Here is a 15,839-nt window from a genome sequence, read left to right as displayed (position 1 = left end):
AAGACCTGCGCTGTGGTGCTCATCGCGCCGCTGCTACCGGGGCGTTGCCACCGGCGCGATGTACGCGTAGACCTGCCGGTCCACGTGGACGAGCGGCCAGCCGTGGGCGTACGCCGGAGGAGGGGCCGTCCGGGACGTGAGCACCGCCACCGGGATCCGCCGCGCCGTGCGGGTCAGCGCCTCGGGCGTCGTGTTGGCGTTGTGGCCGTCGGTGTCGGCCGACGAGCAGGCGGCGTAGAAGGCGATGGGGATGTGGGGTGCGGCGGTGTCCTCCCCGGTGAGCAGGCAGGGCGGCCGGACTCCGGCACGGTGCAGTGCGGCGGCGGTCCGTGCCCAGTTCTCGTGGCTGCCCGTCGCCCGCCCGACGACTTGGCGCAGTACGGCACCCTGCACCGCCAGGTGCCCGACGAGCGCCACCGCGGCCACTCCTGCCGCGACCGTACGTCCGGTTCCGCGCGGGAGTCGCACGAGGCGGACGAGGCCGTCGGCGACCGGGATCGCCATCAGGGCGTAGGCCGGCAGCAGGAAGCGGGGAGCGGCGTATCCGATCAGGAACAGATAGGGGAAGGCCACCGCCACCGCGCAGGCCAGGGGGAGCACGGTGACCGCGGCCCGCCGGGTCCGGACCGCCACGGCGAGGCCGACGGCGGCGAGCGCCGGCAGGGCGAGCCACCAGAGGAACAGCACCGGGTTCGGCATCCCGCCCGTACACGGACGGCACAGGACCCGGCCGCTCTGGCTGCGCATCTGGTCGTCGACGGCGATGTTCCAGTGCAGCCCGCCCTGGATGAGCGAGCCGTCGTGAAGCCGCCGGACCAGGCCGCCGTAACCGGTGTACGCCTCGACGATCCACTCGGCGGCCCCGGCGGCGAGTCCCGCGGCGAGTGCGACCAGCAGCCAGGTGTGCCGCCACCGGCGTACGACGAGGGGTGCCACGATCAGCGGCAGGCTCACCCACGCCGCGTCCACGGGACGCATCAGCGCCACCAGTGCCGCGCCGGCGGCGAGTCCCCACAGCGGGGTGCGGAGGGTCCGGTCCGCCTGGGCGCGCAGGAACCAGCCGACGCCGCAGAGGGCGCCGATCGCCACCCAGTAGTTGGGCATCGCCTGCGGGCCGTAGAAGAGCGTCACCCACAAGGAGGAGAACAGGGCGCCGCCCAGGGCGAGCACCTTCACGGGAAACAGCGGCCGCCACACGCGGAGGGCCAGATGGAGCCCGAGCCCGGACAGGACGGCGAGATAGACCCGCAGCAGGGCGGTCGACGACGACCAGGTGGCGATCGGCGCCGCCAGCAGCGAGACGCCACGGGCGCGCGGTGCGCTGAAGAAGGCGGCCGGCGCGTGGCCGCTGACCTGGCTGACGTACACCGTCTCGTCCCAGCCGAGCCCTATCCCCGGTCGCACGAGGACGAGTTGGGCCAGCACGAACGCCACCGCCACGGCGGCGGGGAGGAACGTGCCGTTCCGCAGCGGTCGTCGACCGGTCGCGCGGGCGGTCGGCGCGCGCAGGGTAAGGGTGGTCATTCGCCGTGCCCTCTACGAGGTGGGGTGCCAGAGACGGACGCAGGGCAAAACCGGGCAATCGGGTGAAGAGTGCTCGGGAGTTTAGCGCGACGGCGGCCGCACTCCGACCGGATGCCGACGGGCGGATCCTCACGTTGACGCCGAGGGGCGGCGGCGGACGACGCGGCCGACGGGCGCCGAGGCCGGAGCGGCACGGGGCGGAGCTCTACCTGGCCCCTGGCCTAAGGGCCCCAGCCGTACGCCTCTTGGGAGCTCCTCGGGTCCAGCTGGCGCTGGTGGTCGAGCGCGCGGCGCAGCTCGGCGGCGAGGGGGTGGTACGGGCCCTGGGTGCGCTCGACGTCGAAGAGCAGCGCCCGCAATTCGCTCCGGCCCGACGCGTGGTCGCCCATCGCGAGCAGCAGCAGGCCGATCCGGTGCCGGATGTCGAAGGCCCGCGAGCCCGGTTCGGCGGACTGCTGGAAGGGCAGCAGGGCGCGGTACTCGGCGAGCGCCGCCGCCGGGTCGCCGAGCTGCTCCAGGCACTGGGCCACGTCGAAGCGGAACTCCAGCGTCTGCGGGTCGGCCGGGCCCGCCTCCGCCGCCCGGTCGGCGGCGAGCCGGCGCAGCTCGGGCAGGGCGCGGCGGTACTGGCCGTCGTCCATCAGCGTGCTCGCGTACTGCTTGCGCAGGATGCGGACGACCGGCGACTGCTCGCCGTGCTCGGCGGCGGCCGCCGGGAGGATGCCGCCGAGGATGTCCACGGCCTGTGTGATCGAGCCCTCGCCGAGCAGCCGCTTCACCTCGTCCACGGCGGCCGCCACGTCCGGCCTGGCGGGCGTCGCGGGGGCCGTCGGGGCTGCCTGGGCGGCGGGGCGCTGCGGCCAGGGCGCGTGCGGGCGGCGGAACGGGCGGGTCGGGTCCAGCGGTCCGGAGGGGCCGGGAGCGCCGCGCTGCGGGAGGAGCGGCAGCAGCGTCTCGTACACCTCCTCGGCGCTCGACGGCCGGGCCTGCGGGTCCTTGGCGAGCAGCCGGAGCACGAGCGCCTCCAGGGCCTCCGGCACCTCGGGCCGCAGCCGGCGCACGGGCACGGGCGGCTCGTACAGGTGCCGGTGCAGCACGCCGAGGGCGGTGGAGCCGGCGAAGGGCACGTTGCCGCTGAGGAGTTCGTGCAGCGTCACCCCGAGCGCGTACAGGTCGGTGTACGGGCCGACGGCGCCGCCCATCGCCTGCTCGGGCGCCATGTAGGCGGGACTGCCGATGGGCGAGCCGGTGTGCGTGAGGCGGGTGGTGTCGGTGTCGAGGACGGAGGCCACGCCGAGGTCGAGCACGGTGACGGCACCGTCCGGGCGGACCATCACGTTCCGCGGCTTGAGGTCGCGGTGCACGATCGGCACGGCGTGCACGGCGGCGAGCACCGCGCACAGCTGCGCGGCCACCGACACCGCCCACGGCCACGGATACGGGTCGTGCTCGGCCAGGTGGTCGGCGAGGTCCGCGCCCTCGACGTACTGCATGACCAGGTACAGGTCGTCGCCGTCGCTGCCCGCGTCGTGCACGGTGACCAGGCCCGGGTGGTCGACCTGCGCCGTCACCCGGCACTCGCGCACGAAGCGGCGCCGCAGCTCGTCGGCGGCCGTCGCCGGGCCGCTGAGGCCGGCGGGCTGGAGCAGCTTGACCGCGACGCGCCGGTCGAGCCGGCCGTCGTAGGCTGTCCAGACCTGGCCCATGCCGCCCTGGCCGATGAGGGTGGCCAGCTCGTAACGCCCGCCGACGATCCGGCCGTTCACCGGCCGCCTTCCCGGGGGTCTCTCGGCTCTCTGCGGAGGAGGTCGCTGAGCTCGTCGAGCTCGGCGCGGACCTGGTGGATGCGGGGGTTCGGGGGCGTGAGGGGTTGGGGCTGCGCTTGCGGCTGGGACTGGGGCTGGGGCTGCGGGTAGTCGTAGCCGGGCTGGGGCTGGTGCGCCGGGACCGTCGCCGCGTACGGGTTGTACGGGGACGGGGACGGGGACGGCGGCAGGACCGGGGCCGGTGCGGCGGGTGCGCGGTCGTGACGTATGTCGACGACCAGGAAGTACGCCGTGAACGCCACCGCGTTGAGCAGGATCATCCCGACGACCCAGTCGGCCCGGGACGCGTCCGGGTCGTCCGGCATCAGCACCAGACCCGCGATGACCACCGCGACCGAGACGGCGAGCAGGATCCAGTCCCACACCTTGCGGGTCAGCAGGGCGATGCGCAGCGCCGTCGCCCAGGTCAGGAAGCCGATGCTGAGCAGCGGCAGCACGGCGAAGAGCACGCGCAGCACGATGACGGACGCCGGCACCCCCCGCTGCGGAGGCGGCGTCGGCTGCGGATAGCCGTGGCCGTACATAACTGCTCCTGGATCGAACCGTCTGTCGGAGACGAGCGTATACACCGACTCCGACAGCCACCCAGAGGTTGTACGGAACGGACGATCAGGGGGCGACCGTGCCGTCCGCCAGGCCGTCGTACATGCCCTGCACCAGCTGCTCCCCCAGCCGGCCCGCGAGCCGCAGCGCCTCCTCGAACTCCGCGAGGGCCCGGAACCGGTCCCCGTACCGCCGCTGTTCGGCGAGCGGCAGGCGCGGCAGCTGGAGGCGGCGGACGTCGAGCCGGGTGGCGGTGGAGGCGTACGAGCTGGCCTGGCGGTTGTTGGCGGTGGCGCGCAGGAATCCGGCGAGGAACCAGGGGTCGAGGGCCGCCGGGTCGGGGCGCAGGAGGTGCACGTTGCGGCCGAGGGCGGCGCCGGTGGTGGCCCGGTCGGCCGCGTCGACGACCCGGGCGACCGAGCCGCCGCCGAGGACCGGGACGACGACGTCGCCGGCGGCGAGCAGCGCCGGTTCCTCGGCGGGTTCGCCGGGCGGGGCCTCGGGGAGGGTGCCGGACGGCGGCTGCGCGGCGAGCACGTCGGTGTCGGTGAGGACGGCGACGGGGGCGGTCCCGGCGGCGGTCGTGCCGGTGCCGCCGGCGCGGAGGGTGAGGGCGCCGGCCCGGGCCAGCTCGCCGACGGTCGTGACGGGCCAGCGGCCGGCCGGGCCGCCGGTGTCGGCGGCGGGCGGCGGGGTCAGCTCGCGGGTACGGCGCAGGGCGGCGGTCAGGCGGTCGCGCACGCCGTCGAGCTGGGCCGCGCCCTCGGCGGCGGCGGGCGGCGGGAGATGGCGGGCGGGGGCCAGGTCGACGTCGTCGTCGAGGAGTTCGATGACGGGCACGGACCGGCTCTCGCCGGGGCTCTCGGCGAGCGTGCCGTCCTGGTCGAAGGGGCGCCAGGCGGCGAGGACGGCGGTCTCGACGGCGGGCCAGTCGAGCCGGTCGCGGCCGGCGGCGCTCGTCTCGGTCGCGGTGTCGACGAGGAGCAGCTCGGCGGGCGGGCGGGCGCCGGGGACGGGCCTGCGCAGCACCCAGAGGTGGAGCGGGATGCCGTACGGGGGCGCCGCGCCGGCCGGGAGCGCGACGACGGCCCGCAGCGCGCCGCGCCGCAGCAGGTCGGCGCGGATGCGGCGGCCGGAGCGCCGGGAGGCGGCGGCGGGCGGCATGAGCAGGACGGCGGTGCCGCCGGGGCGCAGCCGGGCCAGGGCGTGCTGGACCCAGGCCAGCTCGGACTCGGTGCGGGCCGGGAAGCCGTACTCCCAGCGCGGGTCGTAGGCGAGCTCGTCGTGGCCCCAGTTGCGCTCGTTGAAGGGCGGGTGGCAGACGACGGCGTCGACGGCGAGGGCCGGGAAGGCGTCGGCGCGGAGGGTGTCGCCGGGCAGCACGTGGACGGTGGGGCCCTTGGCCTTGGCCGTCGTCGCCGTCCCGCCGCCGAGGGCGAGGCGGAGGGCGGTGAGCGCGGCGAGGTCGCGGTCGGCGTCCTGGCCGCAGAGGGTGGTGGCGCCGGTGGCCGCCCGGAGGAGGGCGCCGGTGCCGCAGGCGGGGTCGAGGACGGTGGCGGCGGGGCCGGCGAGGGCCGCCATGAGGGCGGCGGGGCCGGGCGGGGTGAGCGTGTACTGGCGCGGATTGGCGTCCAGGTGGCGGCCGAGCAGGAACTCGAAGGCGTCGGCGGGGCCGGTCTCGGCGGCCAGGTCGGCGGCTCCGCGCAGGAGCGGGACGGACGGGACGAGTTCGTGGGCGGCCGGGGTGCGGACCGACCGGGGGAGGCCGAGGCGCTCGGTCAGCGTCTCCTCCAGCGGCACGGGGAGCACCTCCGCGAGCCGCTCGTCGGGCGCGGCGGCCAGCGCGGGCCAGGCACCGGCCCGGTCCCGTACGAGGAGAAGGACGCAGCCCGCGTGCACGAGGGCGGTGACGGGGCCCGCGGGGTGGCCGGCGATCTGCTGCCAGACGCGCTCGCGCAGCGGGACCTCGGCGAGCTTGCCCTGGACGCGCAGCCACTCCTCGACGTCGGCGAGGGCGAAGGACGGGCTGGTCTCCGTGCCGCCGACGGGCTTGGGGAAGTCGGCGTGCCGGCGGCGCCAGTTGCTCACGGCCGCCCGGCCGACCCCGGCGAGGCGGGCGATGCCCGCGGCGGTCACCTCAGCTGCGGTCGCTTCGGCTGCGGTCGCCTCGGCTGCGCTCTCCGGCATGTGCCGCTCCCCTCGTGCCCTCGTGTGTGACACCGATCTTACTGACCAACGCTGGCGACACCACTTCACAGCGTGAGCTGACCAAAACTTTGTGAACCGTGTTGACTCGGTTCACAGGCTCTGCTGTGATTGATCCATCGCGCCAGACAAACTCACTGTCCGGGAGGACACATGTCGTACACGCAGGCTCCGGTGGCCATGCGGAACGGGCTCGGCACCGCGGCCCTGATCCTCGGCATCATCGGCACGCTCTCCGGTCTCATCCCGCTCTTCTTCTGGCTCGCCGGCGTCCTCGGCCTGATCGCCCTGATCCTGGGCCTGGTCGGCAAGGGCCGCGTGAAGCGCGGCGAGGCGGACAACAAGGGAGTCGCGCTCACCGGCGCGATCCTGGGCCTCGCGGGGCTGGTCCTCTCGGTGGTCGGCGCGGTCATCACGTTCACCGCGGTCAACGACGCGGTGAACGAGATCGACAAGACGCTCAAGGACCTGCCCAGCGCCACCGCCCCGGCCGTGCAGAACCCGGGCGGCAAGCCCCTCGCGGCCGGTGACACCTCCGAGTACGACGACAAGCTGAGGGTCACCGTGTCCGAGCCGAAGGCGTACACGCCGGGCGAGTTCGCGGCCGGCCACACCAAGGGCAACAAGGCGTGGCAGGTCACCGTCACCATCGAGAACGGCGGCAAGAAGAGCTTCGACAGCACGCTGACCTCGCTGAGCGGCCGTACCGGGACGAACGGCGCCACCGCCGAGGAGATCACCGACGACAAGGTCGGCGGCGGCTTCACCGGCTCCGTCCTGCCTGGTAAGAAGGCCACGGCCACCTTCGCCTTCGACACCCCGGCCGCCGCCGAGAACCTCATGGTCGAGGTCGCCCCGGGCGGCGACTACGCCGGCGTCCAGTGGGACCTGAAGCTCGGCTGACTCCGCCCCCGCGCCGGTCCCGCCCCCTCCCCTCGTACCACCCCCTCGGAGAACCACCATGTCTGCCACCGCCCGCCCGCGCCGTGCCGCCCTCGCCACGGCCCTGTGCGCCGCCACCCTCGCCCTGGGTGCGACCGCCTGCGGCCCCTTCGACACCATGGACTCGGACGCGGGCCCGGGCTCGGGCAAGCCGAAGGCGACCGGCCCGTTCGCGGGACTGACCGGATCCCAGATCGCGGACAAGGCCATGGCCACGACGAAGTCCGCGAAGTCGCTCAGCCTCGACATCGACTACAAGACCTCCGACGGCCCCATGAAGGCGTACGTGTCCACCGACCACCAGGGGAGGTGCACCGGCACGATGACCATCGGCGCCACCGGAACCGCCGAGCTCATCCGCCCCGCCGACAAGGCCGTCTACCTCCGCTTCGACAAGGCCTTCCTGAAGGAGCAGACGAAGGGCGAGTCGGCCGAGGTCCAGCGCCAGGTCATGAAGCAGCTCAAGGGCCGCTGGATCAAGACCGACGCCAAGGACCCGGACGCCAAGGACATGCTCGACCTGTGCGACCTGAAGACCCTGCTCGCCGACTTCGAGGGGCCGTACGCGGGGGTGGTGAAGGGGAAGGAGACCACGGTCGACGGCCGGAAGGCGCTCCCCCTCACCCAGGACGCCGGCGGCGAGAAGAGCACCGTGTACGTCGCCACCGAGGGCACCCCGTACGTCCTGCGGATCGTGACGACGGGCGGCTCGGAGCCCGGCACGCTGACCCTCTCCGGCTTCGACAAGCCGGTGGAGGCGAAGACCCCGCCGAAGAAGAGCGTGGTGGACGAGAAGAGCCTCGGCTGAGAAGCCGGTGAGAACGCGAGCGGCGTGAGGACCTCCGGAGGGGGGTGGTCCTCACGCCGCTCGCGTGTTGCGTGGTTGTCGACGCGGCTCACAGCCGGTGGCGCACCCAGATGTTGGGCTCGACGTAGACCGCGTAGCCGCGGGCCGTGTCGCAGTGCACCGGGACCAGCGCGCCCGGGACCTCGACCGGGCCGTCGGTGTCGAAGGGGAGACCGGTCCAGGAGCGCCACTGCGCCAGGGAGCCGCCGATCGTCATCGACGCCGGCGCCACCTTCTCCACCGTGCCGCCGGCCCGCACGTGCACGCGCAGCCACGGGTCGTGCGGCAGGCCGTCCGACGCGCGGGTGCGGTGGGCGTACTCGTGGATGGAGGAACCGGCCTCCAGCTGCTTGCCGTTCGGCCGCAGCGGCGCCACCAGGTCGGTGTGGCCGAGGCGGCGGGCGTTGTCGCGCATCGCGGCCAGCATGCGGTGCGAGACGCCGTTGCCGAGCGCGCTCGTGGCCACGGTGATCTCGATGGCGCTCACGGTGTCGGGCGTGCGGCCGTGCCGCAGGTCCGCGAACGCCCAGAGGAGGACCTGGTCCCAGCCGGTGTCGGGCAGCTCGCCGCGGCCCTCCGCCCGGAGCCGGAACGGCACGCTGAAGCCGCGCGCCACGACGTCCTCGCCGTCGGCGCCGTCGGTCGCGACGAGCACGTACTCCGGGAACTCGGCCACGATCCGCCCGATGTGGCTCCAGCCGACCGGGTCGTACATCATGAACTCCGGCCAGAGGTCCTTCATCTGCCACAGCTTCACCGCGAGGGCGGGGCGTTCGGCGAGCGTCGTGATGTGCAGGTCCATGCGCGCGAGGTTATGCGCGCCGGGGCGGCTGGTGAAACGATTTTCCGTGCAGGTCGGCGTGCAGGGGCGAGGCGGGCGCGGGTCGCTCACACCTTGCCGATGCCCAGCGTGTTCTCCGACGGCAGCAGGCCCGAGCCCACGATCGTCAGCCACGGGCCGCCGAGCAGCTCGTCGAGCCGGGCCGTCGCCTCGGCGCCGAGCGCGACCCACGGCGCGGCCGCGAGCTCGTCCGTGCGGAGTTCGACCTCGGCGCGCAGGGCGCGGCCGGCGTCGGTCGCCGTGCCGTCGGCGTGGACGAGGCCACGGGCGGCGAGGCGGGCGCGGGCCGCGGACCAGTCGGCGGCGGACCAGCCGCGGGTCTCGAAGGTGGCCTCGGCGGCGGCGCCCACGGCCGCGAAGGAGACCAGGGACTCGGCGGGGTCGAGACCGGCGGTGACGAGGGCGGCGAGGTGGCCGTCGCCGCGGTGTTCGCGCAGGATCGTCGCGGCCTGCCAGAGGACGAGGTGCGGGGCGTCGGGCCAGGGGAGTTCGGCGTGGGCGGCGGCCATGGGGCGCCCGGCCGTCGGAGCGGCCGCGGCGGCGCGGCGGGCGAGGGCGGCGGCCTCGGCGATCCCGGGGCTGGCGAGGAGCTCGTCGCCGAGGATCGTGCGGTACGCGCGGTCGACGGCGCGCAGCCGGCCCGCGAGCACGTCGGCGGGCGCGGCGACCTCCCAGGCGGCGGGGACGTGCCGGGCGACCTTCTCGGGACTGAACGTGTAGAAGGCGGACGCGACCCGCTCGGCGCCGACCGGGCCGAGGGCGGCGGCGCGCCAGGCGAAGTAGCTGGGCCAGCGGTCGGACACGTCGTAGCCGAGGTCGGCTGCCTCGTCGAACGCCTCGGGGGCGTAGTAGAGCACCGAGTGCAGGGGTTCGAGCAGGTGCCACAGCTGGCGGACACGGGCCGGTGCGACGGACGTTCCCACGGTTGCCTCCACGGTCATGACGACTTCTCCCGATCACTCATCTTGTCAGTGCCTAGATTGCTCCCGTCGCTCGAACTTGTCAATGACAAGATTCCGCGTACCCTGCTGCCATGACCAACCGGCGCACCTACCACCACGGCGACCTGCGGCAGGCCGTCCTCACCGCCGCCCTCGACGTCATCGCGACCGAGGGCCCCGGCGCGCTCAGCCTGCGCGACCTCGCGCGCCGGGCGGGCGTCTCGCACGCCGCGCCCGCGCACCACTTCAAGGACCGCACGGGCCTGCTCACCGCGATCGCCGCCCAGGGCTACGACCTGCTCGCCGAGGCCCTCGCCGGCGCGGCCGACCTGCGGGAGCGCGGAGTGCGGTACGTACGGTTCGCGGCCGCGCACCCCGCCCACTTCCAGGTGATGTTCCAGCCCGACCTGTACCGGGAGCGGGCCGACGACGCCGAGCTGCTCGCCGCCAGGGCGCGCGCCTCCGCCGAACTCCGCAGCGGCGCCGCGACCCTCGCCGCCGACCCGGCCGTCGCCCGCGACACCGGCATCGCCGCCTGGTCCCTCGCGCACGGCTTCGCGACCCTCCTGCTCACCCACAACCTGGACGACCCGCTGGGCGGGCGGGACCCGGGCGAGACGTTCCGCGCACTGACCGGACTGCTCGGTTCCGCTCAACTCACCGACAACGCACGGGAATAGCCCGAGTCGATCACGCCTTGTCCCTGTCACACGCAGTCACAAAGACAACGGGGACCAGACATGAACAGCCGCGCCACCCTCCGCAGCGCAGGGCTCGCCCTGCTCGCCGCGCTCACCGTCACCACCCTGCCCGCCACGTCCGCCACCGCGGCGGCGCAGCCGGCCTCCCACCCTGCCTCGCAGCCCAACTGGCACGGCGCCTGGGCCGCGTCCCCGCAGTCCCCCACGGCCCCGTTCGGCCCCAACTGGTCCACGCAGGGCTTCGACGACCAGACCGTGCGCCAGACCGTGCGGGTCACGACGGGCGGCACGAAGGCCCGCATCGAGCTCACCAACCGTTACGGCTCCACCCCGCTGCACATCACGGGCGCCACCGTCGCCCGCACCGCCAAGGGCGGCTCCGTGGAGCCCGGTTCGGTCCGCGCGCTCACCTTCGGCGGCGGCCGCACGTCCGCCACCGTGCCCGCCGGCGGCACCCTCCTCAGCGACGGCGTGCCGTTCCGGACCCACGCGCTCGAATCCGTCACCGTCACGCTCTACCTCGCGGGCCCGACCGGCCCGGCCACCTTCCACCACTTCGCCTCCGCGACCAGCTACCGCGCCTCCGGCGACCACCGCGCCGACGAGTCGGGTGCGGCCTTCACCGAGACCAGCACGTCCTGGTACTACCTCTCCGGCGTCGAGGTCTCCGGCGGCCCGGCCACGGCGCAGGGGCCCCGCCGCGACGGCATCGTCGCCTTCGGCGACTCCATCACCGACGGCGTCGGCTCCACCCTCGGCGCCGACAACCGCTACCCCGACGAGCTGGCCGAGCGCCTCGCCGCCACCGGCCGCCCGCGCGCCGTGCTCGACCACGGCATCGGCGGCAACGAGGTCACCAACGACACCACCTGGGCCGGCGAGAAGGCCGTCGCCCGCTTCAGGAAGGACGTGCTGACGGAGAAGGGCGTCGGCACGGTCATCCTCCTGGAGGGCATCAACGACATCGGCGGCAGCGGACCGGCCTTCCCCGGCGGCCCGACCCCCGAGGTCTCGGTCAACCAGCTCATCGAGGGCCACCGCACCCTCATCCGGCAGGCCCACGCCCACGGCATCAAGGTCGTCGGCGCCACCCTCACCCCGATCAAGGGATCCTTCTACTTCACCCCGGAGAACGAGGCGAAGCGCGAGGCGTTCAACGAGTGGGTCCGCACCTCCGGCGCGTACGACACCGTCGTCGACTTCGACCGCGCCGTCGCCGACCCGGCCGACCCCGACCGCATACTCCCCGCCTACGACTCCGGCGACCACCTGCACCCGGGCGACGCCGGCTACCGGGCGATGGCCGACGCGCTCGACCTCGACGAGCTGTAGGACCCGTCGCGGGTGCGGGGCGCGGACCCGATCCGGCCCCGCGCCCCGCACCCGTATACGTACACGTCCCCGGACGGCTACGACCCGAGGATCTCCGCCAGGAACTCGCCCGTCCACGCCAGCAGTTCGCGGCCGACCACCGGCTTGCCGCCGATCTTCCCGGTCGTCGGGCGCGGCACCAGGATCTGGTGGACGGCCGGCTTGATGACAGACTTCGGGTGGAGGCGCTTCAGGCGCAGCTCCTGCGACTCGCGCAGTTCCACGGGCGCGAAACGGATGTTGGGCCCCTGGAGGACGATCTCGCCGACGCCGCAGGCCCGGGCCAGCATGCGCAGGCCGGCGACGAGGAGAAGGTTCTCGACGGGCTCGGGCAGCTTGCCGTAGCGGTCGGTGAGCTCCTCGCGCACGGCCTTGATGTCGGCCTCCGAGTTGGCGGAGGCGATGGCGCGGTACGCCTGGAGGCGTAGCCGCTCGCCCGGCGCGTAGTCGTGCGGGACGTGCGCGTCGACCGGGAGCTCGATCTTGACCTCCAGCGGCTGCTCCTCCTCGGCACCGCCCTCCAGCGAGGCCCGGTAGTCGGCGACGGCCTCGCCGACCATCCGGACGTAGAGGTCGAAGCCGACGCCCGCGATGTGGCCGGACTGCTCGCCGCCGAGCAGGTTGCCCGCGCCGCGGATCTCCAGGTCCTTCATGGCCACGTACATGCCGGCGCCCATCTCGGTGTGCTGGGCGATGGTCGCGAGGCGCTCGTGGGCGGTCTCGGTCAGCGGCTTCTCCGGCGGGTACAGGAAGTAGGCGTAGCCGCGCTCCCGGCCACGGCCGACCCGGCCGCGCAGCTGGTGCAGCTGCGACAGGCCGAAGTTGTCGCCGCGCTCCACGATCAGCGTGTTGGCGTTGGAGATGTCGATGCCGGACTCGACGATCGTCGTCGACACGAGCACGTCGAACTTCTTCTCCCAGAAGTCGACGACGACCTGCTCCAGGGCCTGCTCCGACATCTGCCCGTGCGCCGTCGCGATCCGCGCCTCGGGGACGATCTCGCGCAGCCGGGCCGCCGCCCGGTCGATGGACTCGACGCGGTTGTGGATGTAGAAGACCTGGCCCTCGCGGAGCAGTTCGCGGCGGATGGCCGCGCCGATCTGCTTCTCCTCGTACGGGCCGACGAAGGTGAGGACCGGGTGCCGCTCCTCCGGCGGGGTGGTGATCGTCGACATCTCGCGGATGCCGGTGACCGCCATCTCCAGGGTGCGCGGGATCGGGGTCGCGGACATCGTGAGGACGTCGACGTTGGCGCGGAGCTTCTTCAGCTGCTCCTTGTGCTCGACGCCGAAGCGCTGCTCCTCGTCGACGATGACGAGACCCAGGTCCTTGAACTTCGTCTCGGACGAGAACAGGCGGTGGGTGCCGATGACGACGTCGACCGAGCCCTCCTTCAGCCCCTCCATCGTCGCCTTCGCCTCGGTGTCCGTCTGGAAGCGGGACAGCGCGCGGACGTTGACGGGGAACTGGGAGTAGCGCTCGGAGAAGGTGCCGAAGTGCTGCTGCACGAGCAGCGTCGTCGGCACGAGGACGGCGACCTGCTTGCCGTCCTGGACGGCCTTGAAGGCGGCCCGTACGGCGATCTCGGTCTTGCCGTAGCCGACGTCGCCGCAGATCAGCCGGTCCATCGGGACCGTCTTCTCCATGTCCTCCTTCACCTCGGCGATCGTCGACAGCTGGTCGGGCGTCTCCGCGTACGGGAAGGCGTCCTCCAGCTCGCGCTGCCAGGGCGTGTCGGGACCGAAGGCGTGGCCGGGCGCGGCCATGCGGGCGCTGTAGAGCTTGATCAGGTCGGCGGCGATCTCCTTGACCGCCTTCTTCGCGCGCGCCTTCGTCTTCGTCCAGTCGGCGCCGCCGAGCCGGTGCAGCGTCGGCGCCTCGCCGCCGACGTACTTGGTGACCTGCTCCAGCTGGTCGGTCGGGATGTAGAGGCGGTCGCCGGGCTGGCCGCGCTTGGCGGGGGCGTACTCGACGAGCAGGTACTCGCGGGTCGCGCCCTGCACGGTGCGCTGCACCATCTCGATGTAGCGGCCGACACCGTGCTGCTCGTGCACGATGTAGTCGCCGGCCTCCAGGGTCAGCGGGTCGATCGTCTTGCGCCGCTTGGCCGGCATCCGCTGGCCGTCCTTGCCGGCGGCCTTCTGGCCCGACAGGTCGGTCTCCGTCAGGACCGCGAGCTTCAGCACCGGGTCGACGAAGCCGTAGTCGATCGCGCCGCACGCGACGTGCACGACGGACGGGGCGATCTCCTTCAGGTCGGCGTCGAGACGGGCCGCGATGCCCTCGCCGCCGAGGACCTCGACGGTGCGGGAGGCCGGGCCGTGCGCCTCGGTCACGTACACCGTGCGCCAGCCGTCGGCCAGCCAGCCCTTGGTGTCGGCCAGGGCGCGGGCGGTGTCACCGCGGTACGTCTCCGGGGCGTGCATGCCCAGCTTCAGTGTGTCCGCGCCGACGGTCTCGTCCGCCGCGAACGGCGACACCGACCACCACATCATGTCCAGCTCGCGCGCCCGGTCCCGGACGTCCGCGATCCCCCACAGCGAGGCCGCGCCGACGTCGATCGGGGCCTCGCCACCGCCCGCCGTCGCCGCCCACGACGCCTGCAGGAACTCCTGCGAGGTGGCGACGAGGTCGGCGGCGCGCGTCCGCACCCGCTCCGGGTCGCAGACGACCGCCATCGAGCCCTTGGGCAGGACGTCGAGCAGCAGCTCCATGTCGTCGACGAGGACCGGAGCCAGCGACTCCATGCCCTCGACGGCGATGCCCTCGGCGATCTTGCCGAGCAGCTCGCCCAGCTCCGGGTGGAGCTCGGCGAGCGCCGCCGCCTTCTCCCGTACGGAATCGGTCAGCAGCAGCTCGCGACAGGGCGGGGCCCACAGACCGTGCTCGGCGACTTCCAGGGAACGCTGGTCGGCGACCTTGAAGTAACGGATCTCCTCGACGTCGTCGCCCCAGAACTCGATCCGGAGCGGGTGCTCCTCGGTCGGCGGGAAGACGTCCAGGATGCCGCCGCGGACCGCGAACTCACCGCGCTTCTCGACCAGCTCCACCCGGGAGTACGCGGCCGCCGCCAGGCCCTCGACGATCTCGTTCAAATCCGCCGTCTGGCCCGTCCGCAGCGCCACGGGCTCCAGGTCGCCCAGGCCCTTGACCTGCGGCTGGAGCACGGAACGGACGGGCGCGACGACCACGCTGACCGGGCCGGCCGCCGGGTCGTCCGGCGACGGGTGCGCGAGCCTGCGCAGCACGGCGAGACGGCGGCCGACCGTGTCGGAGCGCGGCGACAGGCGCTCGTGCGGCAGCGTCTCCCACGACGGGTAGTCCACGACCGTGTCGGGGTCGAGGAGCGAGCGCAGGGCCGCCGCCAGGTCCTCGGCCTCGCGGCCCGTCGCCGTGACGGCGAGCACCGGACGCCCCGCCTCGCGGGCGAGCGCGGCCACGGCGAAGGGGCGGGCGGCGGGCGGGCCGACCAGGTCGACGTGCGTGCGGTTGCCGTCACGCGCGGCCTTCACCGCTTCGGCGAGGGCCGCGTCTCGTACGACGACATCAAGCAGACCGTGCAGGCTCATGGGTCTTCCATCCCGGCAGAGGGCAACGCGAACCGCCCGACACGTCTCACGGGCCGGGGGCTCCAGCGTACGCCGAGGCGCCGACAGCCGCCGGGCCACAGCGCGCCACGAGGGCCGGCCGGTGGATTCCGGCCGGCCCTCGTGTCCCTCGTGTCCCTCGCGTCAGACCTCGCGTCGGACCTCACGTCGGACCTCACGTCGGAGCGACGTCAATGGGTCGGCCGGACGCAAGCCACGTCGTACTGGGAGACGGAGTGGACGTTCTTGCTGTTCTGGGGCTGTTCGCCCGCGTAGACGGTGCCGGCCTTGCCTTCTTCGTTGAAGGCGGAACCAGGGGCAGTCGCGGAATGTCCGGGCTGGTTGGGGTTCTCCTCGCAGGACGCGCCGGGCTGGCCGGCGAAAGCGGTGCCCGCGCCGATACCCGCGGCGCCCGCCATGAGGACGGCGGAGGCCACCGCAAGGGCTGCGCGCTTCACGGGATTCATGATCGCTTTTCCTTTCACGGAGCGCTTTCGGGCGTGCGATGCAG

At 73.7% G+C, this 15,839-nt stretch carries 12 protein-coding genes; 4 read left to right on the top strand and 8 right to left on the bottom strand.

Annotated elements, in window-relative coordinates; translation table 11 throughout:
• Positions 1–33: 33 nt before the first annotated feature.
• From ACWEJX_RS07345 to ACWEJX_RS07330, 4 genes are all read right to left on the bottom strand, one after another.
• A complete protein-coding gene (locus ACWEJX_RS07345; protein ID WP_451606618.1) occupies positions 34–1,440 on the bottom strand; it encodes a hypothetical protein in 1,407 nt (468 codons plus the stop codon).
• 305 nt (positions 1,441–1,745) lie between these two features.
• Positions 1,746–3,290, bottom strand: coding sequence for a protein kinase domain-containing protein (locus tag ACWEJX_RS07340; RefSeq protein ID WP_451606554.1), 1,545 nt, complete (start codon positions 3,288–3,290; stop codon positions 1,746–1,748).
• On the bottom strand, positions 3,287–3,874 hold the full coding sequence (locus tag ACWEJX_RS07335) for a hypothetical protein (protein ID WP_451606553.1): 588 nt from the start codon (positions 3,872–3,874) through the stop codon (positions 3,287–3,289). The genes ACWEJX_RS07340 and ACWEJX_RS07335 overlap by 4 nt, the downstream gene beginning before the upstream one ends.
• A gap of 85 nt (positions 3,875–3,959) precedes the next feature.
• On the bottom strand, positions 3,960–6,080 hold the full coding sequence (locus ACWEJX_RS07330; protein ID WP_451606552.1) for an N-6 DNA methylase: 2,121 nt from the start codon (positions 6,078–6,080) through the stop codon (positions 3,960–3,962).
• Positions 6,081–6,251: 171 nt separating this feature from the next.
• Here ACWEJX_RS07330 and ACWEJX_RS07325 point away from each other — a divergent pair, with 171 nt between their 5' ends.
• Together ACWEJX_RS07325 and ACWEJX_RS07320 are read left to right on the top strand one after the other, a co-directional pair.
• Positions 6,252–7,001 (top strand): DUF4190 domain-containing protein, encoded by a 750-nt coding sequence (locus ACWEJX_RS07325; RefSeq protein WP_451606551.1) that lies wholly within the window; start codon positions 6,252–6,254, stop codon positions 6,999–7,001.
• Between the two features lie 58 nt (positions 7,002–7,059).
• Complete coding sequence (locus tag ACWEJX_RS07320; RefSeq protein WP_451606550.1) at positions 7,060–7,848, top strand: hypothetical protein; 789 nt, start codon at positions 7,060–7,062, stop codon at positions 7,846–7,848.
• Between the two features lie 88 nt (positions 7,849–7,936).
• On the opposite strand, the gene ACWEJX_RS07315 is transcribed toward ACWEJX_RS07320, so the two are convergent.
• A complete protein-coding gene (locus ACWEJX_RS07315) occupies positions 7,937–8,689 on the bottom strand; it encodes an N-acetyltransferase (RefSeq protein ID WP_451606549.1) in 753 nt (250 codons plus the stop codon).
• Between the two features lie 86 nt (positions 8,690–8,775).
• Positions 8,776–9,669 carry an SCO6745 family protein gene (locus ACWEJX_RS07310; RefSeq protein ID WP_451606548.1) on the bottom strand — a complete coding sequence of 298 codons (894 nt, stop codon included), beginning with the start codon at positions 9,667–9,669 and terminating at the stop codon, positions 8,776–8,778.
• A 92-nt stretch (positions 9,670–9,761) separates the two neighbouring features.
• On the opposite strand from ACWEJX_RS07310, the gene ACWEJX_RS07305 reads away from it, so the two are divergent.
• A complete protein-coding gene (locus tag ACWEJX_RS07305; protein WP_451606547.1) occupies positions 9,762–10,349 on the top strand; it encodes a TetR/AcrR family transcriptional regulator in 588 nt (195 codons plus the stop codon).
• 60 nt (positions 10,350–10,409) lie between these two features.
• A complete protein-coding gene (locus ACWEJX_RS07300; RefSeq protein WP_451606546.1) occupies positions 10,410–11,702 on the top strand; it encodes an SGNH/GDSL hydrolase family protein in 1,293 nt (430 codons plus the stop codon).
• 77 nt (positions 11,703–11,779) lie between these two features.
• Here ACWEJX_RS07300 and mfd read toward each other — a convergent pair whose 3' ends face one another.
• Together mfd and ACWEJX_RS07290 are read right to left on the bottom strand one after the other, a co-directional pair.
• Positions 11,780–15,310 (bottom strand): transcription-repair coupling factor, encoded by a 3,531-nt coding sequence (mfd, locus tag ACWEJX_RS07295; RefSeq protein WP_451606545.1) that lies wholly within the window; start codon positions 15,308–15,310, stop codon positions 11,780–11,782.
• 209 nt (positions 15,311–15,519) lie between these two features.
• A complete protein-coding gene (locus tag ACWEJX_RS07290; RefSeq protein WP_451606544.1) occupies positions 15,520–15,795 on the bottom strand; it encodes a hypothetical protein in 276 nt (91 codons plus the stop codon).
• Between the last annotated feature and the right edge of the window lie 44 nt (positions 15,796–15,839).

The sequence above is a fragment of the Streptomyces sp. NPDC004788 genome (assembly GCF_053601115.1).
The sequence above is the reverse complement of the archived record's forward strand: the minus strand, read 5'-3'. Positions and strand labels throughout refer to the sequence as shown.